Source organism: Coriobacteriaceae bacterium, assembly GCA_025992855.1.
In the GTDB taxonomy this organism is placed as follows: domain Bacteria; phylum Actinomycetota; class Coriobacteriia; order Coriobacteriales; family Coriobacteriaceae; genus Collinsella.
This window is the reverse complement of sequence record DAJPGB010000001.1, coordinates 2208236-2230187: the sequence shown is the minus strand read 5'-3', so window position 1 is coordinate 2230187 and position 21952 is coordinate 2208236. Positions and strand designations below refer to the sequence as shown.

Sequence of the window (21952 nt, the reverse complement as noted above, 5' to 3'; positions counted from 1 at the left end):
CCCCCAGCGCGCGTCCTCCTTACGGTTGAATAAATACACATGTATGGAATTACGTAAGAGAGGACCGTCCCATGAGCTACAAGACCGTTTGTGTTGCCGGCGGCGGCGTGTTGGGAAGCCAGATTGCCTTTCAGGCAGCCTACTGCGGCTTTGATGTGACGATCTGGCTGCGCAGCGAGGGCAGCATCGGCCGCACCCAACCCAAGATTGATCACGTGCGCAAGGAGTACATCGCGGCTATCGAGGGCATGGCGGACGGTACGGGTGAGTGGTGCGCCGGTATCGCCGATAGCGGCCAACCCTTCGACAAGGAGGCGGCACTCGCCGCCGTCGAGCGTGCCTACTCCACGCTCAAGCTGGAGTTAGATCTTGCCAAGGCCGTGGCCGACGCCGACCTGGTCATCGAGTCTATGACCGAGGACACCCAGGCAAAAATCGAATTCTACAAGAAGCTCGCCCCGGTCCTCCCGCAAAAGACCGTCGTCGTAACGAACTCCTCTACGCTGCTGCCGAGCACCTTTGCCAAGTACACCGGCCGCCCCAAGAAGTACCTGTCGCTGCACTTTGCCAATTCCATCTGGAAGAACAACATGACCGAGGTCATGGCCCAGAGCCAAACTGACAAGCGCTACTTCGACGAGCTTGTCGACTTTGCCAACGACATCCGCATGCTTGCCCTGCCCGTCAACAAGGAAAAGAACGGCTACCTGCTCAACTCCATGTTGGTACCGTGGCTGCTCTCGGGCCTCGACCTGTATGTCTCGGGCGTCAGCGACCCCAAGAGCATCGACCTCGCGTGGACGCGCGGCACCGGCGCTCCCAAGGGCCCGTTCCGCGTATTCGACACGGCGGGCATCCAGACGGCCTACAACATCGTCATGCAGTATCAGAAGGTCCCGGGCCTGGTGAGCCCGCTGCTCAAGAAGATGATGATGCCCTACAACTTTAAGGCTATGGCGTCCGTCCTCAAGAAAATGCTCGACGAAGGTAAGCTGGGCGAAAGCTCGGGCGAGGGCTTCTTCAAGTACTAAAAAATGATCCCTCGGGGACGGAGGAAAACGGATCATTTTCGGCCGCCAACAGTGAGAAGACGAGCTTAGAAATAGAAAGGGGCGGCAATGGACCGGAAAATCGTGCTGAAGCAGGATATCCTCGGCGCGCTTTCTGCCGTTGGTATGCGCGTGGGGCAGACGGTTATGGTCCATTGCTCGCTCAGCGCGCTGGGGTATGTGTGCGGCGGCGCGCAGCCGGTGATCGAGGCCCTGCTTCAGACGGTGGGCGAGACCGGCACCGTCATGATGCCGACGCCGTCGTGGAAAAACCGACGATACGCCCAAAGTCGCCGCCTTTTCCGCACGCCACACGGTGGCGATACGCTGGCGGCGTTCCCCCTGATATCGGAGGTTCCGGGTATGTTTCGCGCTCCGTTAAACAACTATCGGTTGGGCTAACATGGGTCGCAGTGCTATTTCGATAACCCTTGCAGTGGTCTGTCTGGCTGTGCTCCTGGGCGCTACAGGGCTGTTTGCTATAAGCCGAGAAACGTCCTATATGCAGGAATGCGCTTCCGAAGGGTTTGCCATTGATGGTTTCTACCGGGATGACAAAACGAGTCGGGAAACCCTGGCTTTTCTTGAGGAGGACAACTGTCGATGGCAGCTGGTCGACCAAGACGGAATCTGCACAGATGGGCAGTTTAAGCGTACGGATGACCCCAACATCCTGATATTAAAGAAGGAAAACGGCGAAGAATTCGGTACGGTCCACGTCGCGTATATGTCACGCCGACGCAATCAAGGACAGATTTACCTAATTAGAAATACTAAGGTGACCCGATTTTATCTTGTGAGCACCGATCCGGCGTTTACGGTGGAGTCTGGCGATGTCAATCCGGCCAGTTGATTCACGGCAATAAAACGGCGAGCGGGGCGCGGGTGTGAGCTGGACCCCGCTATTTGCTCGTGTCCGTATCGCGTCTACGCCTCGTCATAACTTGCGTCCGTGCGAGCGCTCATCCCGCGCCGGCATCACTTCACGTCAAACTCCACGCGATCGAGTTCGGGCACGTTGAGGTCGATGAGCTTGCGGGCAACGCGGCGGTCGTGTGCCCCGAGCGCCTCGCTTGTCGTCACGTGGGCGACTATCTCGCGCTCGACAATACCCTCCTCGTCGCCTTCGGTGGCCGAGGTCTCGACGGCGACGGTGTAATCCTTAAAGCCTGGCAGCACCGCCGCAAGCTCGCGCGTGGTCTCGGTGACGCCGTAGCCGTCCTGCACGCCGGCCTGCGCCGAGCCAATGGAACCCGCGGTCATAACGATGCAGGGGATGGCAAAGATCACCGTACCCACGATGATGCGGCGGCGCACCTTGCGCGACAGCTCATCGACCTCGGCATTTTCCTCGGCAGTTACAATGCCGTCGCCGTTGAGGTCACGCTTGAGCGGTACACGTAAGAGAAGCAATACAGCTTCGGCCGCCAGCGCGATAAAGACGACGTTGATGCCAAACTCGTAAAGCGCCGAGAGAAACAGCGACCCGCTTGCGATGGCGATGCCATAGCCCGCCGCGCACAGGGGTGGCATAAGCGCGGTCGCCACGGCCACGCCGGCGATGAGCGTGGCGGGCTCCTGGTCGCGCGAGTTGCCCAGGCCACCCGCAAAGCCGCCCGCGAGCGCGACGGCAAGGTCCCACACAGTCGGTGTCGAATTGTCGACGATGGCGGCCGTGGTGGTGCCAAGGGGCGAGAGCTTAAAGTACAACGTGGACGTGACCAGGCAAAAGGCCATCTGAAGCGCGAGGCTGGCGACGGCCTCGACGGCAATCTCGCGGTCGAGCGTGGCGATGCCGTATGCCATGGCAAGGACCGAGCCCATGAGCGGGCAGATGAGCATGGCGCCCACGATGGCGATATCCGAGTCGATATCGAGTCCGATGCTCGCGATCAGCATGGCGATGATGAGGATGCACAGATGCGAGCCGGTCAGGCGCGCCCCGTTTACAAAGCGCTTGCGGATCACGTGATAGGGCGCTCGGCCCTCGCGAATGTTGAACGCCTGCTTTAGAAAGCGGCTTGCGTTCTCCATGGCCTCGCTGTGGGCGGGGCGGATGCCATGGCGCCGATGATGGCGCTCGCGCAGTCGCTTGAGCTGTTGTTTATCGAGTTCCATGTCCACCTCGTATTGCCGCAAGAACGCGGGTGCGTTCGCAGCATGTACTCTACACCGTGACGGGCGGGACAGTCATCTTGACATGGAACTTAGGCGAGCGGGCAAAGGAAGACATGCCACATGCGAGTACTGCCGAGGGTTTCGGCAGATACAAAAAAGCGCGGGGCCGGATAGTCACCGACCCCGCGCTCTGTGCGGTTACGTTGTTGTTGGGTTTATCCCAGCAGGCTCAAGCCCACGGAGACAAACGCCAGGATAACGCCGACGATGGACTCGCCGCCGAGCAGGCCGCTGGCGACGACCAGGCCCTGCTCCTGGAAGGCGGCGTCCTTGGCGGCCTTCTCCTCGTCCGAAAGACCGGCCGTGGCGTCGCGGTGAGCGGCCCACTTGTCGTAGGCGAGCTTAACGCAGGAGCCCAAGAAGGCCGTGAGCGACATGTAGAACGGCAGGTACACGCCCAGGCCGATCATCATGGCCGGAATGCCGAGCCAGTACATGACGATGCCGGCGATAAAGCCGCCCACGAACCACGGCACGCTCGGGATGCCCGAGACCATGGTGGCGACCACGCTGGCCTGTGCGGCCACGAAGCTCTTGTCGGGGCCAAAGGCGTCCGGGCCATAGGCGGTGACGAGTGCGACCATGACGGCGGCGGCGACCAGAGCGCCCACGATGCCGCCGATGGCCTGGCCGATCCACTGCGCGCGCGGGTTGGTGCCCAGCACGGCGCCGGCCTTAAAGTCGTTCATGACGTCGCCCGCAAGGCCGCACGCCACGGCAACGATGCCGGCGATAAAGAACAGCTTGACCTGAGCGATCTGGGCAAAAGCAGCCACGATGAGCATGACGATGAGGCCAAAGATCTCCATGGGGTCGATACCCGTCTGGCCGCAGCTCTGCGCGCTCATGATGGTGGTGACAAAGGTGAACAGCGTGACGATGACAGCCGGAACGGGGCCAAGGTCGAGCACGATGGCGATGATCACGGCGATGGCGGCAGCGCCCAGGCCGATGATGCCGGCGTCGAGCTTAAGGGAGCCCGAGATGAGCGACTGCTCGTCGGTGTCGGTGGAGCTATCGGCAGCAAGACCGCGGACGATGCCGGCGACCTGCGGCAGGATGTCCTTGAGGACGACGGCGACGCCAAAGCCCATCATGAGGCCCATACCCAGGGACTTGACGATGCCCTGTGCGGTCATAACGTCAAACAGACCGGCAGCGGTGCCGCCGACGATGATGCCAAAATTGCCCAGCAGCGCGCCGGCAAACCAGAAAGCGACCGGGGCGAAGCCCACGAGGAAGCCGACGGAGAGCAGCATGGGCGAGTTGTAGATGGCAAAGGTCACGCCGGGGATGTTGAGCGTGCACAGCATACTGGGCACAATGCCCAGGGCGTCGCGAAGCACGCTGTAGATGCCCGCGATGGCCATGGAGCCAAAGAGCTGCTTGCCGGTCTTGCCGCCGGCCTCGGTGGCGCGCAGGGTCTGAGCTGCGGCGTTGCCGGTGGGGAACTCAAGCGCGGCGTCCACGATAAAGTGACGGTGGATGAGCGCCGTGGCCAGCAGGCCCAGGATGGTGCCGGCGAGTGCCACGATAAACATGTCGAGCCAGCTGATCTGGTCGGCATAGCCCAGCATCCAGGCGCCCGGGATGGTAAACGCCAGACCGCCGGCGACCATGGCGCCTGCGGACATGATGGTGTGGGTGACGTTTGCCTCGTTGAGGCTGGCGTTGCCCATGAGCTTAAGGAAGAACAGCGAGATGACGGCAGCGAAGACGATCGGCCAGGGGAGTGCGCCCATCTTGAGGGCGGTGTAGGCCGAGCTTGCCGTGATGATCACGCAGCCAAGGACGCCGATGACGACGCCGCGCAGCGTAAGTTGCCCGCGCATCGAAGCGCGGTTCGAGGGATTGCTCATATAAAACTCCTTTGCGTATATCCGCTTCCCCCGGGAGCGCCGTTACGGATACGGCGCGGGAAGTCGGGTTACCAAGGGCCGCCGCGTGAGCTCGCGCGCGACCGCGCACCAGTATAGCCGCAAGCTAGTCATTTTGGGATGACTGGTTTAGGTAGGCGATATACTGCTGGGCAGACGAAAGGAGCGCCGACGATGCTTAATGGGTGCGCATATATATTGACGGTCGACGTGGGCAACACGTTCATTCGCTTTGGTCTGTTTGCCGAGGATTCGGCCGCGGCGCAGGAATGCCCGCTTGCGACGTGCGAGATCACGACGCCGTCGAGCATTACGGCCGACGAAGCGCGTATGCGTCTCGCTCAAGTCATGGCCGCGCTGGCGGCCGATGCGGGCATGTCGGGAGTGCTCGTTCCTGCGGCGGCCGTGCTGAGTTGCGTGGTGCCGGCGCTCGAGCGCCCGTGGAAGGCGGCGCTCTCCCGTACCTGCACGGGGCGCGTACTCACGGTGGGGCCGGGACTTAAGACCGGTATGCCCGTGCACTACGACGACCCGGCCGAGATCGGTCCCGACCGCATCGCCGATGCCGTGGCGGCCCGCGCCGTCTACGGCTCGCCGTGCATCGTGATCGATCTTGGCACCACGACCAATATCGAGGTCATCGATGCGCACGGTACCTTTGTGGGCGGCGTCATCGCGCCGGGTCTGGCGCTTGGTGCCCGCTCGCTTTCGGCCGCTGCGGCGCGCCTGCCCCAGGTTGAGCCCTCGGCACCGACGCATGTCATCGGCCGCAACACGCGCGAGGCCATGCGTTCGGGCGTGGTCTTGGGCGAGGTGGCCCGCATCGACGGCATGCTCGACATGGTGCTTGCCGAGATGCGCGCGACCAAGGCGGCGGGGGAGGATGGCGTGCCCATCGTCATTACCGGCGACGATGCCGAGGCGCTCGCGGCGTTGGTCGGCCACAGCCTGACGGTAGATGACGCACTGACGCTGCGGGGTCTCGCCGAGCTCTACCGTATCAACCAAAAGCCTCGCCGCGCATAAAGCCGAGGACGTCGGCGGGGGAGGAACCGGTGCCCATTGCGATCACCGGCGACGCCGCACGCGAGATGGCGGGTCTGCTACGCCATGACCTTGTTCCCGACGACACGATCACCCTCCGCGGTCTGGCAGAGCTCTACCGCGTGAATACGCAGCGGCGTAAAGTGTAGCGTTACTGATATTTCGATTGTTTATTTATTTGCAACTGAGTTAAGAGGTGGGGACAACATGCAAGTTGCCCCCGTTCTAAGTCGATTTATTTCGTTGTGATTAATAAGGTATTTGGGGCGGATTAACGCGCTCTTTGCCTTATCGAATCATTGTTAGGAATCGTTGATACTCGCTGTTTCTAGCAATAATCTGAGTATTTGATGCGGCATATGCTGCGTCTAGTTGAATCGAATAGGCGGAATTTGAAAGCCTGTTAACCGCTTGACTCATATTTTGGATTGTTTTGTCCGAGGCTTCAACGGCTTCGTAAACGAGTCGTTGTTGAGAGCTGATCTCGTCTAACTTATCGATGACAATATCTAGCTTATCGATAATGGTTCCTAATTTACGTTCCATTTCGAAGATGTTATAAGCTTCACCGAGCGTCGAACATCTGCCTGCTTCGAAATATTCGCTAATTGACGCCATGGGGATAAGAGAACGATATTTTGGATAGATCAAACCAACGCTATAGAAATCGTTCAAAAGAGATTCGGATTCTTGTAGTTTAGCCCTCATTTTATTGAGGTTTTTCGCCTCGGATGCATTTAAATCCTCCAATAAGAGCGTTTTTTGGCGATTATTCTCGATAATTGTCTTCTTCCGATTATCTGCTTCTATCTTTTCGCTTTTCTCGTTCGACCTTTCGCTCATGCCAAACAGAAAGCCGATTCCAATTAGTGCGGTTATTGCAAGAGGGAGAAATGGTTTAATTACATTAATTAAGCCAAAAAAGGGCTTTACTAGGTATGAGCAGTAGCCGCCGAGGTCGGGACTAAAAATAAGGGCTACAAATGCATACCCGCTGAAAATCGAACTAATAAACGAAGCAAAGATCGTCACTATGAAGGCCAGTGCGATAATTCCTGCGGCAGATATTGCGCCAAACAATAGGGCTGAGAAGATGCCTCCAGATATATTGCCGGCAAGTCCACTTTCGCTGTAGTCGTTTGGAACGTCGGTCGGGGCCAGTTTTTTTCTTTCTGAACTGACATAGCCTTCGAGAGCCCGGATTGCGTTTTGCTGTACAAGCACTGATTTTTCTAAACAGTAGATTGATTTGACGTAGTTTTGCAGGTCGTTCCCCTGAACTTCCATGTCTGACCGTCCTTGTTGTAATATATCCCAACAGTAGCATTACTATATCACATACGCTCTCTAGCATGGATAACAGCCAGAATGCGGGATATAGAGTGCTCGTAGGTCATAATTTAAAAAAGCTGAGAACGACCCAAGGACTGTCGTTGCGAAAGCTTGGCTATATGACCGGAATTGACTATGCGCATATTCATTCAATCGAAACGGGCAATGCTAATCCGACAATTGGTACATTGATAAAACTTGCCGATGCATTGGACATCGACTTGAAAAGTCTATTCGGCTCGAATTAGCAAGTCATTTATAAGGGTTGATATCTGCCTGCTACAATGGAGCGAAATCTCCTATACCGCATCGAGCGGGGCATCACATCGACTGGGGAGGTACGCATATGTCGGACACTCAGCATCAAACTGCGTCGGGCAAGCGCCGCGACGTCATTAGCTGGGACGAGTTCTTTATGAGCGTGGCCATCGCCGCGCAGCGCCGCAGCAAGGACCCCAACACACAGGTGGGTGCGTGCATCGCCAGCACCAACCACCGCATCCTTTCGGTGGGCTACAACGGTACGCCCTCGGCGCTCAACGACGACTTTTTCCCGTGGGGTACGAGCGACGACCCGCTGCAGGACAAGCACAACTACGTGGTCCATGCCGAGGCAAACGCCGTGCTCAACTACCGTGGCTCGCTCAAGGACCTCGAGGGTTCCACGGTCTACGTCACGCTGTTCCCGTGCCACGACTGCGCCAAGATTTTGGCTCAGGTGGGCGTGGGCGAGGTCGTCTACCTGGACAACAAGTACGCCGACACCGATGACGGCCGTATCAGCCGCCGCATTCTTGACTCCTGTGGCATCAGCTACCGCCAGGTCATCGTCGATGTTCACATCGGCACCGAGGGGCAGGCTCAGCAGTAGCGCGTGGCAACGCCAGCTGGCGGCAAAACAGCCAAAAGAGATCCGTCCCAAATTGACCGCTCGTGAAAGTCGTGTCCGCACGCATGGCTGGCGCCTAAGCGGGTACATGGCTGTAGTAACATAGCCCCTGTCCGCGGGCGCGCCCGCGTAATTGTGAGAAAGGAGCCCCTGTGGCTGTTAACGAAGAGCTGCTTAAGAAGGTTCTTGAAGAGATTCGCCCCAACCTGCAGGCCGACGGCGGCGATATGGAGTATGTGGGCGTTGACGACGAGGGCGTCGTCAAACTGGAGCTGCAGGGCGCTTGCGCCGGCTGCCCCATGAGCTCGCTGACCTTGTCCATGGGTATTGAGCGCATCCTGAAGGAGCATGTGCCCGGCGTTACCCGTGTTGAGCAGGTCAATGCCTCCGGCGAGACCGACGACCTGTACGACGAGTACGCGCCGTTCTAAGATGCGAAAGCTGCGGACGGCATACTCCGCATAGACGTTACGCCCAAATATGCGGCTGCGAGCGCAAGGCCCGCGGCCGCATTTGTATGTAGGGAGCAGGGGGACCGATATGCTCAACGACCTCTACCATATGCTTGATCCCGTCGCCATTTCGGCGGGGCCCATCACCATCTACTGGTACGGCTTGGCCTATGTGGTCGGAGCTTTGCTCACGGCGGTCGTCATGTATCGCACGCAGCGCCGTTGGGGTTTTGACATTACGGTCGACGACCTGACGAGCGTCGTGGTCGGCGTGGTCTTTGGCCTTATCATTGGCGCTCGCCTGTTCTACGTCATCTTTTACGGTGATGGCTACTACTGGACGCATCCGCTCGAGATCTTTGCCACCAACGAGGGCGGCATGAGTTTCCATGGCGGCCTGGTGGGCGGCATCATCGGCGGCGTGCTCGTGTGCCGCATGTACAAGCTCGATGCGTGGACTTTGGCAGACCTCGCGGTCATCGGTGCTCCGCTGGCGCTGTGCCTGGGACGTTGCGCCAACTTCGTGAACGGTGAACTGTGGGGTAAGCCGACCGATCTGCCTTGGGGTGTGGTTTTTGGCGGGGCTGCGGGCGATATGCCGCGCCACCCCTCCCAGCTCTACGAGGCATTTCTTGAGGGCATCGTGCTCTTTTGCATTCTGCAGGTGCTCAGCCGCAAAAAGCCGCTACTGCCCCAAGGCACGTTTATGGGCGTGTTTGTGATGGGTTACGGCATCGTCCGCTTCCTCATTGAGTTTGTGCGCGTGCCCGATGCCCAGCTGGGCTATCTGCTGGGCGGCGTCATCACCATGGGCCAGCTGCTGAGTCTGCCACTCGTGATTGCGGGCCTGGCGCTCATCATCATTGCCCTCCGCCGCAACCGTCCCCAGCGCGTCTACCTGGACGCCTAACCACCACAAAGGGGACAGGCACCTTTGTGGTGGTTCGCTGGGCAACGATGACAGAACCGTAACGTTTCCCCAGATAAAACCTGCCAAAATAAACCTGTCCCTTTTTGGCAGGTTTCTAGAAAGGCTCTTTGGACTGTGAAGGATTCCGATCTCTCCACAACGGCTGCGCGCGACGCTGCCCGCATCGTCTGGTTTAAGCGCTACCCCGCCAAGCAGACGCTCATCGCATTTTTGCTCGCGCTGTTGGCGACCACGGCGTTTTCCATCGATCCCGCCCCGGTGTCGAGCAACGCAGTCTTGGCAATCGACCCCAAGGCGACGGGTGCGCTGTACGTGTGCTATGAGGTGCTTCTTTCGTTTGCCGGCCATACCGACGCGGTCATGCTGCTTGCACTTGCCTGCCTGCTCACCTTGCCGTTTCGCTACGTGTTCTTTGGCCGTGGCGACACCTGGCGTCCATCGATCATTCTGCCGTCGCTGTTCTTCGCCATCTGCATGGTGTTCGGCCGCAGCTACGATCTCACCGACTCGGCCGAGATTGTCCTTGGCGACAAAGCCCGCATCATCTGCGCCTGGATTGGCGGCGCGGGCTGGATGCTCTTGGCGGTCGTTGCCTTCTACCTTGCCTTTGAGTGTCTAGATTGGCTGAGCTCTCGGCGCATTCCGTTTTCCGAGGCGCACTTTGGCCGCGTATGGCGTGTGACTCACGCCGTGCTCTCGGTCCATCCCTTTGTCGGGCCCTTCCTGGTGCTTATGATCGCCTGGGCGCCCACGCTCATCGCTTCGCTGCCCGGCCTTTTTATGGGAGATACGGGTGCGCAGATTCGCCAGTGGTTCAACTACCCCAACGGCACGAGCGACTACCTGCGCCTGCTCAATCCCAACGTGTTGCTCAACGGACATCACCCCGTGGTGCACACGGCCATTATCGGCTCGTGCGTTCAGCTGGGGCTTTCGCTGTTCAACAGCGCTAACGCGGGCCTTGCCATCTATACCTGTGCTCAGTTCGTCATCACGGCTGCCTGCATGGCGTATTCCATTTCGTCGCTGCGCAAACTGGGCGTGAGCCTGCCGGTTCGCGGTGCGATCCTGCTGTTCTTTGCGTTTATGCCGATGTTCTCTAACTACGCGGCGTTGCTCACCAAAGACGTGCTCTTTGCCGACGCGTTCTTGGTTCTGCTGGTACAGACCGTCAAGCTCGTGGCATGTGGCTTGCCCCGTCGTGATGCCAATGTCGAGCGAGCGGGCGAGAAAGCCCCCGTGCTCTTTGCGCGCCACGATTGGCTGCTGCTCGCTCTGGGTGCCATGGGTTCCACGTTTCTGCGCAACGGCGGCCTGGTGTTTCCGCTGGCGGCATGCGTAATCGCGGCGGCGTTTTGCGTATGGGACGTGCATGTGGCTCGTCGTGCAGCCAAGCAGACTGGTGCTGCGCCTTCGGGCGCCATCCCGCGTTTCCGCTGGGTTGGCGTTCTCGCGGTGCTCGCGCTCTGCCTTGCCTCTAATATGTACTTCACCAAGGTCTTTATGCCGACGCACGACATTACGCCCGGCTCCAAGCGCGAAATCCTCTCGATTCCATTCCAGCAGACGGCTCGTTTCGTCCAAAAGCACGACGGCCTCAACTCGGGCGTCAACCCCACGGTTAAGGAGGACGGCACCATCGTGGAGGCTCCTTGCGACGGTTCGGTGACCGACGAAGAGCGTGCCGTGATCGATCGCGTACTCAAGTACGAGAACCTGGGCCGCCGCTACAACCCCGACAAGTCCGATGCCGTCAAGAACTGCTTTAACGAGTATGCCTCGCGGGAGGACATCGATGCCTATTTTGAGGTATGGGATCAGATGTTTAAGAAGGATCCCGAGTGCTATATTTCGGCGCTTATCAATAACTACTATGGTTATTTTTATCCGAGCGCGCGCGATGCCTGGGTCTACAGCACGGCGCGTAGTGCCGAGATCATGGCGCGTCCCGACAACCTCAAGTACTTCGACTTCCATCCGGTTGACAGCAACGTGGTGCGCTGGTGCGACCACCTGATCAATCTGTACCGTGTGGCGGTGCAGCGCATCCCGTTTATTTCGCTCACCATGAGCTCGGCCACCTATGTGTGGATCATGATCGCCGTGGTGGTCTACTTGCTGCGTCGTCATTCATGGCGTGCGCTGGCGATCTGGGTGCCGCTGTTGGGCGTGCTCGCCGTGTGCCTGATTGGCCCGTGCAACGGCTCGACCTACATGCGCTACCTGTATCCGGTCATCGCCTGCATGCCCTTCGCCATCGGCGCCACCGTCACCCGCAGCGACTTCCTCTGGTCCTAACTTGGTGCATTGGGGTCAGGTTTCTTTGCACCAAAGGGGCCATCATCACGACGCCTTCATTTTGGGGTTTATCTCGCAGGCCAGTAGGTATATCATAACGACGTTTGTTTATATTGCCCGAGCATCTGCGCTGGGCTTTAGGTCGAAACCGATAGGAGACACGTATGTCCGGACACTCTAAGTGGGCCACAACCAAGCATCGTAAGGGCGCGCAGGACGCCAAGCGTTCCGCCCTCTTCTCCAAGCTCAGCCGCAACATCACCGTTGCTGCCCGTCTCGGCGGTGACCCGCTGCCCGAGAACAACGCCAGCCTCGCCGCTGCCGTTGCCAAGGCCAAGGCTCAGTCCATGCCTAAGGACAAGATCAAGTCCGCTATCGACAAGGCTTTTGGTTCGGGTGCTGACGCCGCCGTCTACGAGAACATCGTGTACGAGGGCTACGGTCCCGCCGGTGTCGCCGTCTACGTCGACTGCCTGACCGACAACCGCAACCGTACCGCCGCTGATGTCCGTTCCGCCTTCTCCCACGCTGGTGGCAACCTGGGCACCTCCGGCTCCGTCGCCTTCCAGTTTGAGCGCAAGGGCCAGATCGTCGTCGCCAAGGAGATCCTGGACGAGAACGCCAAGAAGGAGACCATGATCGCCAACGGTGCTGCCGGTGACGAGGATGAGTTCATGATGGCCATCGCCGAGGCCGGTGGCGAGGACTACGAGGACGCCGGCGAGGAGTGGATCGTCTGGACTACTGCCAACGAGGTCATGGCTGTCTCCAAGGCGCTCGAGGAGCAGGGCGTCCAGGTCAAGGGTTCCGAGACCACCATGGTCCCGACCACCCCGACCGAGGTCTCCGGCGCCGACGCCAAGAAGGTTCAGCGCCTCATCGACCGTCTTGAGGAGCTCGACGACGTCCAGGATGTTTACAGCACCATGGACATGACCGACGAGGTCATCGCTGCCCTCGAGGAGGAGTAGCGCCCGCACGGGTTAAGCCGTGCATATCTGGGCATAATGAAGCGAGCATGCAAGCCTCGTGGAATAGATGAGCCGGATCCGCGTGCGTAGAGCACCGGACCCGGCTCTTTTATAATGATGCGAACCGTTTTGTATTTCGAGAGCCGAGATTTGAAGGGAGCGCCGCGTGCGCGTACTCAAACGAGCCCTAGCGATCGTGTATCTTGCCGCCACCATCGTGGCGCTGGGTACGCTTGTCTGCCAGTTTTGGGGGCCGTATACGTATCGCTTTATGCTGCTGATGCGCGACCCCATGCCGCGCATCGTCGTCACGGCGTGTGCCGGCGTCGTGGCGATCGGCGTGCTGGTAAGCTTCTTCCGCCTGATGTTTGCTCGTCGCGAGCCGTCCTGCGTGCATCCGGCGGGGGAGCGCAATATCGAGGTCACGCTCGCGGCGCTTTCTTCGTGTGCCAGGGCTGCTGCCGAGCGCGACGACCGCGTGATGGTCGAGCATATCGAGGCCCGCGTCCAAGGCTCCGACGATTCGCACGTCCGATTTAAGGTCGAGGCTATCGCGCTTGACGATAAGGACGTGGCATCTCTGGCTACCGCGATGCAGCAGCGCATCGAGGAAGCTTGCGACACCATGCTCGGCACGCCGGGTACGACCACGCGCGTCCGTTTTTTGCCGTCCAAGACTACCGTCCAGACCGTGGAGGTTTCCGGTGAGTGATACCAATCAAGATAAGACCGCTCGTACGCCGCGCCTGACGATTGACCAGAGCGCTGCGCCGGCGAGCGAACCTGTTGATTCCAAAGCAGAGGCAACCGAGTTGCAAGATGCGGCAGCCGCGGATTTTGACGAGGCTATGGGTCTCATCAAGGGTACGGGCGCTGCCATCTGGAGCTATGCTGTGCGTCATCCCAACACCACGCTCGGTGCCGTCGCTGGCTTTATCCTCGCCGTGTTGGTGCTCACGCTCGGCCTGTGGGACACGCTCGTCATTGCATTCTTCGTGCTGATCGGCGCTGTGATCGGCCAAATTCGCGACGGCGAGAACGGGATCGTCAACTTCTTCGGCCGTCTGTTTAGCGGTCGCTAATATGTATTCGACTGTCGCATCCGCGGCAGGCATAAGGAGGAACCATGGCTTTTAATACGAAGGTCGATGTGGCCGATACCGAGCTCGAGGCGAACGAGGCGGTCGTCGCCGAAGCTGAGGATGTGACGCTCGAGGACGAGGCTCTTGTCGAGGTCGAGTCCGATGAGGATGAGGACGACGAGGAGGCGGACGAGTCCGAGGACTCGCTGACCTATTCCAACGGTGTGATCGAGAAGATCGTTGCCATGGCCACCCGCGAGGTTCCGCACGTTCTGGGCATGAAGGGTAACCTCATGCACTTTGTGCAGGAGCAGTTTGGTGCCGAGAATCTGACCAAGGGCGTGACGGTCGAGGTCACCGATGACAATCGCGTGGTCGTCAACATCTCCGTCATCATCGAGTACGGCGCCTATGCGCCCGCGATCTTCGACGATGTCAAGGCACGTGTCACCGAGCGCCTTGCCGCGATGACCGGCCTTGAGGTGGCGGGCGTCAACCTGCGCATCGAGGACGTCATCACCCCCGAGGAGTACGAGCACCGCACCAGCCAGCACGAATAGCCTTCCAAAAAAGGGACAGGTTTGTTTTGGCAGGTTTTATCTGCGAAAACGTTAAACGGCCGACCGCGCAAGCAAAAGCGTGGCCGGCCGTTATTTGTATGCCCCCCGATGTAGGCATACCGCTCGTCTAACTAGGGGTTGCAATCGTCGCGTTCCGCGTTACCCTAATGGGCGCATTGTTTCCAAATTGTTAACGAGGGGTTGCCGTAATGGCTGACGAGCACGAAACAGAAAGCAAGGCATGGGCGATTGAGGCCGCCGCGGCAGAGGCGGCATCGCGTGCTGCCGAAGAGGTGCATCGTCCTCCCGTAGTGCCGATGGAGCGCGTGGTTGATCGCACCGATATCGAGCGCGGCGAGCGTGCCGGCCAAAAGCGCAGCCAGGAGCCGGGTTTCCCGCGCTTTTTTGCCGAGCTCAATCTGGGCCTGATTCTTACGGCCTTTGCCATCGTTGCGTTTAAAACCCCTAATCACTTTGCTTTTGGCGGCACCTCGGGCGTGTCGGTCATTCTGTCCACGCTGTTCCCGACCCTGCCCGTCGGCGTCTTTATGTGGATTATCAACGCGGTTCTCGTCGTTTTGGGCTTTATCTTTTTGGAGCGCAAGGCGATTCTTTGGAGTGTCTTCGCCTCGTTTGCGCTTTCGGCCTACGTCTCGCTGTTTGAGCTCTTCATTCCGACCGATGTCTCTCTGACGGGTGATATGTGGCTCGACCTGTGCTTTGCCGTCATCTTGCCGGCGCTCGGCAGCGCTATTGTCTTTGACATCGGCGCCTCGACGGGTGGCACGGACATTCTTGCCATGATTCTCAAGCGCCGCACCACGCTCGAGATTGGTCGCGCCCTGCTGCTGGTCGATATCGGCATCGTGACCATCGCGGCCTTTTTGTATGGCCCGCGTGTCGGTCTGTATTGCGTGCTCGGCCTGTTTGCCAAGACGCTTGTGGTCGACAAAGCCATTGAGAGCATTCATCTGCGCAAAGTCTGCACGGTCATTTGTTCCGAGCCCCTTAAGGTCGAGGAGTTTATCGTCAAGCATCTCAACCGCACGGCGACCATCAGCCGCGGCTACGGTGCCTTCTCGGGCAAGTGCGTGACGGTGATCATGAGCGTGCTGAGCCGTCGCGAGGCCGTGCAGCTGCGCCGCTATGCGCGCGAAGTCGATCCAGGTGCCTTTATCACGATCGTCGACAGCTCCGAGATCGTCGGCAAGGGCTTCCGCGGAACGAACTAGCACAGACGTATTCAACGAACCGCCTGCTGGCGCCGTGTACCTTGCAAATCGGTCATCTTTGAGTATTTGACCCTACATTGGGCAATAATGATGCTAAAGACATCGTTTGCGATCCAAGTGATTCGTTCAAAATATGAAGGGATGATTCTATGTTCTGCTCGCAGTGTGGCGCCCCCATGGGCGATAACGACAAGTTCTGCGGCGTGTGCGGTGCTCCTAATGCCGGTGCCGCTGGCCCCGCTCCCCAGGGACAGCCTCAGCCCCAGCAGTTTGTTCCGCAACCGCCCGTGGCGAATGCGCCAAAGGGCTGTGTGGCTCAGGCGTTCCAAGATATGACCAAGACTCCGGGCGTGCTTCAGCGTGTATGCCAAATCGCGTTTTTGCCGGCGCTGATTTGCGTTGTGTCAGTGCTCGTGTTGTTTATTCCCGTTATTGGCGGCATTGCGGCTGCCATCGGCTTTTTGGCTGCCTGTGTGGCAAGCGCATGCGGTTCTGGCTTTGGCATCGAATGGGGCCGCGACCTGTCGCTTAAGGTCGATGACGGCATGGATCGTCCGCTGATGCGTTCCACGTCGTTTGGTCTCGGAGTCTTTTCGAGCGTTATTTCGGTCGTGCTCGAGGTTATCGCTGCCATTCCCGTTATCGGTGTAGTGCTTTCGCTGGTGGAGGGCGTGGTAATTGGCGCTGCGGGCTCGTATTCTTATTACGGTTCTTATGCGCTCGAGGCTGCGCTGTTTGGCTCGCTTGGCCTGCTTGTCCTGGCGCTAATTGCCTCGGCGATTCTGGGTGTCTTCTTTAAGATGTTCGCCGACATCGCCGTGATGCACTTTGCGGTGACCGGGCGTGTCGAGAGCGCGTTTTCGCTCGATAAGGTCTGGGCGGCGTTTAAGCACAACAAGACCAAGCTGTTCTGTGCTTCGTTCCTTCCCGAGTTTTTGACGGGCCTGGTCGCCATCGTTGTCACATGGATCTTGACGGTCGTCTTTGGCGCCATTGCCTCTGTCGGTATGTATAGCTACTACTATCGTCCTACGGGTATTGAGGCAATCGTTACCGGCGGTGGCGTCACGCTCGCGCTGTTCTTGGTGCTGGTCGCTTTTGTCACCGTATTTCTTACGGTCTTTGGCAAGATGCTCAAGCACCGTGCCGTTGGCTATTGGGTTGCACGTTATGCAAGCGAGTGGGCCGACGAGGACAAGGACGACGTCCTGACTTTTGTATTGCCCTTCGAGAAGAAGTCCGCTCCCTCGGGTTACAGCGCTCCGGATGCTTCGCCGGCGCCCGAGTCTGAGACGGCATCTGAGCCCGAGCCTGCGCCTGAGCCTGCGCCTGAGCCTGAGCCGGCACCTGCACCTGAGCCGGCACCTGCACCTGAGTCGGCGTCCGAGCCAAGCTCCGACGAGGAACCTCAGGACGAGTAGCCATGCCGTCTGCCATTTGGGGACGGGGTAGAAATGGTAGAAATAGCGCTTGATAAATGAGCGGGGGCGGACGTGTCGAAACGTCCGCCCCCGCTTTGACATCGCGATGTGGCTATGACTGCGAGATGCCAGCGAATCGATTACTCGTCGTGCTTCTCCTCACGGCGTGCGGCAGCGCGTGCGTCGTGGATGCCCTTGATCGCGGCATGGCGAGCCGTTCGGGCATCATGGATGGCGTCGCGAGCCTCGGCGGTCGTCGCCTTGGCAGAGCGCAACTTGGCGGCCAGATCGGGGTTGGTTTCGGCGACCGCGGTAATCGCGGGGCCGTCGAGCTCCTCTTGCGTGGGCTCGGCCAAAAAGTCGATAGCATACTGGGCGGCCACCATGGAGCCCTTTGCCAGCACGGTCTCGTCGATCTTGTAGAAGCAGGAATGTTGGGCGTACGTGGCGCCAATCTTGGGGTTGCGCGTACCTACAAAGGCGAGCACGCCCGGTACGCGACGCAGGTACTCCGAAAAATCCTCGCCCGAAAGCGTGCCGCGATAATGGCCTTGGCCGGTGGGGCCCAGGCACTTGATTACGGCCTGACGGCAGCGCTCGCTCGAGGCGGCGTCGTTTTCGACCTTGTAGTTGGCGATGGTGTAGTCGGTGAGCTCTGCCTCGGCGCCCAAGGCGGCCGCGGTATGCTCCACGATGCGGCGCATAAGCTCCGGCATTTCCTCGTGGGTCGAATCTCCGTAGGTGCGCACCGTGCCGGCGAGGTAGGCCGTGCCGGCGATAACGTTGCGCGCGGTGCCGCCGTGCAGCTCGCCGACGGTGATGACGGCCGGCTCGTAGGGGCTGATTTCGCGCGAGACGATGGTCTGCAGGGCGTTAACGATCTCGGCGGCAACCATGACGGCGTCGTGGCCGCGCTGGGGCATGGCGCCATGGCACGAGGTGCCGCGGACGTCGATGCGGAACCAGTCGGTATTGGCCATGCGCGGACCGGGCTCGCAGCTCACGGTGCCGGCGTCGACCTCACTCCAGATGTGCGCGGCGTAGGCGCCATCGACGCCGTCGAGCACACCCGTGCCGATCATGAGCTTAGCGCCCTGGCCGTTTTCCTCGCTGGGCTGGAATACGATGCGGACTTCGCCGTGGATGTCGTCGGTCATATGGCGCAGGATTTGCAGCGTTCCGAGCATCATGGCGATATGGCAGTCGTGGCCGCAAGCGTGCATGCAGCCCTCGTTGACGCTGGCGAACTCCTCGCCGGTCTGCTCGGTGACGGGCAGGGCGTCGATGTCGGCGCGCAGCAGGATGCGGCGGCGTGGCGTGCCGTCCTCGCGGTAGGCATCCGGCGCGGTACCGCGAAGCGTTGCCACCAAGCCGGTCTTGAGCGGACGCTCGTAGGGGATATTCATGGCGTCGAGCTGGTTGGCGATGTCGGAGGTCGTGCGCTCCTCGGCAAGGCTCAGCTCCGGGTGCTTATGGAAGTGCCGGCGCTGCTTGATGATATATGGTTCAAATTCGGTAGCGATATCTTTGATGGCTGCGGTGACGTCGTCAGCCGCGCGAGCCTCGGTCGCCGCCATAATCTGCTGTGCCTTGGTCTTCGTCATGGTCGATTTGCTCCTTGCTGGGTTGATCGCAAAATCGTACAGGCTCTCTCCAGTATGCCACCTGCCGCTAGGGCTGGTAAAGTTGCCGTTTGCCGCTTGGGGTTTTGTTACAAGGGCGGGGGAGTACACTCGGGGGTGTTGAATTTCCTGCCAGAGATGGGGATGCCCATGCAACATATCGATCGGATTATCCGCTCCAAGAACGTCTTTACCGCGCAAGACGGCACCGATACCGCCCGCGAGCTGGCGATTGCCATTGCAAGCGACCGTATCGTCGCAGTCGGTGCGCCCGATGACGTGATCGCCGCCGCTCCTGCCGCCACGCCGGTTATCGACTACGGCGAGCAGTTTGTCTGCCCCGGTTTCCATGACGCTCATCTGCACTTCTTCCATACCTCGGTCGGTTCCTCGCCGTACATGCTCATGGATATGGGCACGTCCGAGGCTGCGCTGGTGCAGCACGCGCTCGAGTTTTCCCGGGACCTGCCCGACGACGCTTGGGTTGTGACGCAGGGCTGGCGTGATTACCGTTGGGACCCGCCCGAGCATCCTACCAAGGCGTCGCTCGATGCGGCATTCCCCGATCGTCCCTGCGTTATGTATTCGGGCGACGGGCACACGCTTTGGCTCAACAGCCGCGCACTCGAGGCGCTCGGCGTCACACGCGACAGCGAGCCGCCAGCGGGCGGCAGTTACGACAAGGATGCAAACGGCGAACTCACGGGCATTGCTCACGAGGCGGCTGCCATGCAGCTGCTACCGCGCTGCCTTGAGTGGCTGGGGGAGGATCGCATCGCAAGCGCTTACGCCGATCAAATGAGGCGTATGGCCGAGCAGGGCATCACCTCGATATGCGATATGTCGCTCATGCCCATGCCGGGCTGCGACTTTATCCGCGACGACGTCTATGACAAGCTGCAGGCAGCCGACAAGTTGGGCATCCGAGCCCATCTGTTCCCCACGCTGCTGGATGACCAGTCGCGCCTGGAAGAGCTGCAGGCACGTTACGCGAACAACGCGCTGCTCTCGGCGCCAGGCTTTAAGCAGTTCTTCGACGGTGTGTCGAGCGAACACACGGCCTATCTCACCGAGCCCTATACCAACCCGCGTTTCCCGGGCGACCGAGGCCGTCTGACAGTTCCTGCCGAGCGCATGCGTAAGCTGGTTCTGGCGGCCGCGGAGCGCGGCCACACCGTGCGCATCCACGTCATCGGCGACGGTGCCATCCATGCCGCGCTCGATATCTTTGAGGAGGCCGCCGAACTGTACGGCCTGCCCCAGCACAGTCATAACACGCTCGAGCATCTGGAGAACCTCTTGCCCGAGGACATCGATCGTCTACGCAAGCTTAATGTCGTTGCCTCGAGCCAGCCCTGTCACATTACACTCGACCCGGGCGGCCCCGAGCGCGATCTGGGCCTGGAGCGCAGCCGCATCATGTGGCCGTTTGCGACCTATAAGCAGCGCGGCATTCGCCAAGCCTTCGGTACCGACAGCCCTATCACAGCTGTTACCAGCATGAACGTGCTCTACACGGCTATCACGCGCCAGGACCCCAAAAGCCACTGGCCCGAGGGCGGCTGGTTGCCGAGCGAGCGCATCGATGCAGCAACAGCCCTGCGCAACTACACCCTGGGCAGCGCCTATGCAGCGGGTGACGAGCAAAACCTCGGCAGCCTGGAACCCGGCAAATACGCCGACCTGGTAGTCCTGGACCAAAACCCGCTCACCATCGACCCCCAAGAGCTCCAAGCCACCAAAGTCCAAGCCACCTACCTAGCCGGCAACCTGGTCTACGAGCGCTAATATTCATGTCGTACCGTTAAACGCGGCTCGTGCAGCCTATTTTGGGATGGCGCTCGAGCCGCGTTTGCGTTTCGGTGGGGATCCGCCATGAGCGTCCCTGCTCTGTTGGATTTGGGCGCGGGGTTGAGGTACTGCTGCTCCGTGCGTTCAATTTGGACATCAGCAGTGCAACCTCATGTGTTTTGCATACTTCACATTACAGATTGCATAAAAAGGCCGGGATGTTCTTTCTGGCCCTGATGTACCCCCGCCTGGACCGTGCAAAAAACGGAGTATTCAGCACCGCAAGCTCTGCCGGTGCCGCTGCGGCTGAGTAACGTTACGGAGATTGACGTCATTTTGGGCTCCGGTACGGCGCGAAGTACGCCCATTTGTCCCAACGGGGTCTGCCCACCGACCAAAACCGCCCGCTGAAGACGTTCTTGGGATCAATAAGGTATGTCTGGCGCGTATGCAGCCACCCTGGCCTGCTGAATACTCCCAAAAATGCACGGTGCTCCCCAGGGGACCCGTGCGCGCAGCGAAAACCATGCCCACGTTCCTATCCGCATCGCCATTCTGCTGCACTGACTTTTCTGAATGCCGGGCCCGAATTAGTTAACCTGCCTCCCGTGTGACTCCGGAGGGGCGGGGCATAAGGTTTATCGCGAGTTCCGCACGAGCCGAAGGCCACTTAATGTGGCCTTCGTGCGAGCAGGACTGCCCGAGCAGGAAACCTTATGCCCCGCCCCTCCGGAGCCACACGGGAGGCATCGCTAAGTTATCCCCCGGCATTCAGAAAATCTAAGTGCCAAAAAATAAGATTTTTTGACTCCGTGTTGTATAACCCGCCATTCGTGGGTACCATTCAACGCGTACGCAAACAAAAAGGGTTAATTCGCGTGGCATAACCACGCGGCCCAAAAAGGAGGAGACAAGCATGTCGTCTTTGAAGCCGCTTGCAGATCGTGTTCTGGTCAAGCCCGACGAGGCCGAGCAGAAGACCGCTTCTGGTCTGTATATCGCTAGCAACGCCCAGGAGAAGCCGCAGCGCGGCACCATCGTTGCCGTTGGCGCCGGCAAGGTCAACGACAAGGGTGAGCGCATCCCCATGGACGTCAAGGTCGGTGACGTTGTCATCTATGGTAAGTTCGGTGGCAACGAGGTCAAGGTCGACGGCGAGAAGTATCTGCTGATGCGCGCCGACGACATCTACGCTGTCGTCGAGGCCTAGTCTCGTCAGAATC

21 protein-coding genes are annotated in these 21952 nt (G+C 59.7%); 17 read left to right on the top strand and 4 right to left on the bottom strand.

What is annotated here, in order from left to right:
* The first annotated feature begins 71 nt into the window (after window positions 1-71).
* The 3 genes from OIL88_09540 (at window position 72) to OIL88_09530 (ending at window position 1902) form a co-directional block, all read left to right on the top strand.
* Window positions 72-1031 (top strand): 3-hydroxyacyl-CoA dehydrogenase, encoded by a 960-nt coding sequence (locus OIL88_09540; protein ID HJI72596.1) that lies wholly within the window; start codon window positions 72-74, stop codon window positions 1029-1031.
* 87 nt (window positions 1032-1118) lie between these two features.
* Window positions 1119-1451, top strand: a complete 333-nt coding sequence (locus tag OIL88_09535; GenBank protein HJI72595.1) for an AAC(3) family N-acetyltransferase — start codon at window positions 1119-1121, stop codon at window positions 1449-1451.
* A 1-nt stretch (window position 1452) separates the two neighbouring features.
* Window positions 1453-1902, top strand: a complete 450-nt coding sequence (locus OIL88_09530) for a hypothetical protein (protein HJI72594.1) — start codon at window positions 1453-1455, stop codon at window positions 1900-1902.
* Window positions 1903-2027: 125 nt separating this feature from the next.
* Here OIL88_09530 and OIL88_09525 read toward each other — a convergent pair whose 3' ends face one another.
* Together OIL88_09525 and OIL88_09520 are read right to left on the bottom strand one after the other, a co-directional pair.
* Window positions 2028-3167 carry a DUF389 domain-containing protein gene (locus OIL88_09525; protein ID HJI72593.1) on the bottom strand — a complete coding sequence of 380 codons (1140 nt, stop codon included), beginning with the start codon at window positions 3165-3167 and terminating at the stop codon, window positions 2028-2030.
* Window positions 3168-3382: 215 nt separating this feature from the next.
* Complete coding sequence (locus OIL88_09520) at window positions 3383-5086, bottom strand: OPT/YSL family transporter (GenBank protein HJI72592.1); 1704 nt, start codon at window positions 5084-5086, stop codon at window positions 3383-3385.
* Window positions 5087-5278: 192 nt separating this feature from the next.
* Here OIL88_09520 and OIL88_09515 point away from each other — a divergent pair, with 192 nt between their 5' ends.
* Together OIL88_09515 and OIL88_09510 are read left to right on the top strand one after the other, a co-directional pair.
* On the top strand, window positions 5279-6130 hold the full coding sequence (locus tag OIL88_09515; GenBank protein HJI72591.1) for a type III pantothenate kinase: 852 nt from the start codon (window positions 5279-5281) through the stop codon (window positions 6128-6130).
* Window positions 6131-6159: 29 nt separating this feature from the next.
* A complete protein-coding gene (locus OIL88_09510) occupies window positions 6160-6297 on the top strand; it encodes a hypothetical protein (protein ID HJI72590.1) in 138 nt (45 codons plus the stop codon).
* 139 nt (window positions 6298-6436) lie between these two features.
* On the opposite strand, the gene OIL88_09505 is transcribed toward OIL88_09510, so the two are convergent.
* Window positions 6437-7435, bottom strand: a complete 999-nt coding sequence (locus tag OIL88_09505; GenBank protein HJI72589.1) for a hypothetical protein — start codon at window positions 7433-7435, stop codon at window positions 6437-6439.
* A 391-nt stretch (window positions 7436-7826) separates the two neighbouring features.
* On the opposite strand from OIL88_09505, the gene OIL88_09500 reads away from it, so the two are divergent.
* From OIL88_09500 to OIL88_09455, 10 genes are all read left to right on the top strand, one after another.
* Window positions 7827-8351, top strand: a complete 525-nt coding sequence (locus tag OIL88_09500; GenBank protein ID HJI72588.1) for a dCMP deaminase family protein — start codon at window positions 7827-7829, stop codon at window positions 8349-8351.
* 170 nt (window positions 8352-8521) lie between these two features.
* Window positions 8522-8800 carry a NifU family protein gene (locus OIL88_09495; protein ID HJI72587.1) on the top strand — a complete coding sequence of 93 codons (279 nt, stop codon included), beginning with the start codon at window positions 8522-8524 and terminating at the stop codon, window positions 8798-8800.
* 109 nt (window positions 8801-8909) lie between these two features.
* A complete protein-coding gene (gene lgt, locus OIL88_09490) occupies window positions 8910-9731 on the top strand; it encodes a prolipoprotein diacylglyceryl transferase (protein HJI72586.1) in 822 nt (273 codons plus the stop codon).
* 135 nt (window positions 9732-9866) lie between these two features.
* Window positions 9867-12050 carry a DUF6020 family protein gene (locus OIL88_09485; protein HJI72585.1) on the top strand — a complete coding sequence of 728 codons (2184 nt, stop codon included), beginning with the start codon at window positions 9867-9869 and terminating at the stop codon, window positions 12048-12050.
* 164 nt (window positions 12051-12214) lie between these two features.
* Complete coding sequence (locus OIL88_09480; GenBank protein ID HJI72584.1) at window positions 12215-13021, top strand: YebC/PmpR family DNA-binding transcriptional regulator; 807 nt, start codon at window positions 12215-12217, stop codon at window positions 13019-13021.
* Window positions 13022-13187: 166 nt separating this feature from the next.
* Entirely contained in the window at window positions 13188-13733 is a 546-nt protein-coding gene (locus OIL88_09475) for an alkaline shock response membrane anchor protein AmaP (protein ID HJI72583.1), read from the top strand.
* Complete coding sequence (locus OIL88_09470) at window positions 13726-14103, top strand: DUF2273 domain-containing protein (GenBank protein HJI72582.1); 378 nt, start codon at window positions 13726-13728, stop codon at window positions 14101-14103. The genes OIL88_09475 and OIL88_09470 overlap by 8 nt, the downstream gene beginning before the upstream one ends.
* Window positions 14104-14147: 44 nt before the next feature.
* The gene (locus tag OIL88_09465; protein ID HJI72581.1) at window positions 14148-14663 is read left to right on the top strand and encodes an Asp23/Gls24 family envelope stress response protein; all 516 of its coding nucleotides are present in this window, start codon (window positions 14148-14150) and stop codon (window positions 14661-14663) included.
* 209 nt (window positions 14664-14872) lie between these two features.
* A complete protein-coding gene (locus OIL88_09460) occupies window positions 14873-15895 on the top strand; it encodes a YitT family protein (GenBank protein ID HJI72580.1) in 1023 nt (340 codons plus the stop codon).
* A gap of 149 nt (window positions 15896-16044) precedes the next feature.
* Window positions 16045-17316, top strand: a complete 1272-nt coding sequence (locus tag OIL88_09455) for a zinc-ribbon domain-containing protein (protein ID HJI72579.1) — start codon at window positions 16045-16047, stop codon at window positions 17314-17316.
* A 140-nt stretch (window positions 17317-17456) separates the two neighbouring features.
* On the opposite strand, the gene OIL88_09450 is transcribed toward OIL88_09455, so the two are convergent.
* Window positions 17457-18920, bottom strand: a complete 1464-nt coding sequence (locus OIL88_09450; protein ID HJI72578.1) for a M20 family metallopeptidase — start codon at window positions 18918-18920, stop codon at window positions 17457-17459.
* Between the two features lie 168 nt (window positions 18921-19088).
* On the opposite strand from OIL88_09450, the gene OIL88_09445 reads away from it, so the two are divergent.
* Entirely contained in the window at window positions 19089-20726 is a 1638-nt protein-coding gene (locus OIL88_09445; protein ID HJI72577.1) for an amidohydrolase, read from the top strand.
* A 919-nt stretch (window positions 20727-21645) separates the two neighbouring features.
* The gene (gene groES / locus OIL88_09440) at window positions 21646-21939 is read left to right on the top strand and encodes a co-chaperone GroES (GenBank protein ID HJI72576.1); all 294 of its coding nucleotides are present in this window, start codon (window positions 21646-21648) and stop codon (window positions 21937-21939) included.
* Window positions 21940-21952: the final 13 nt, after the last annotated feature.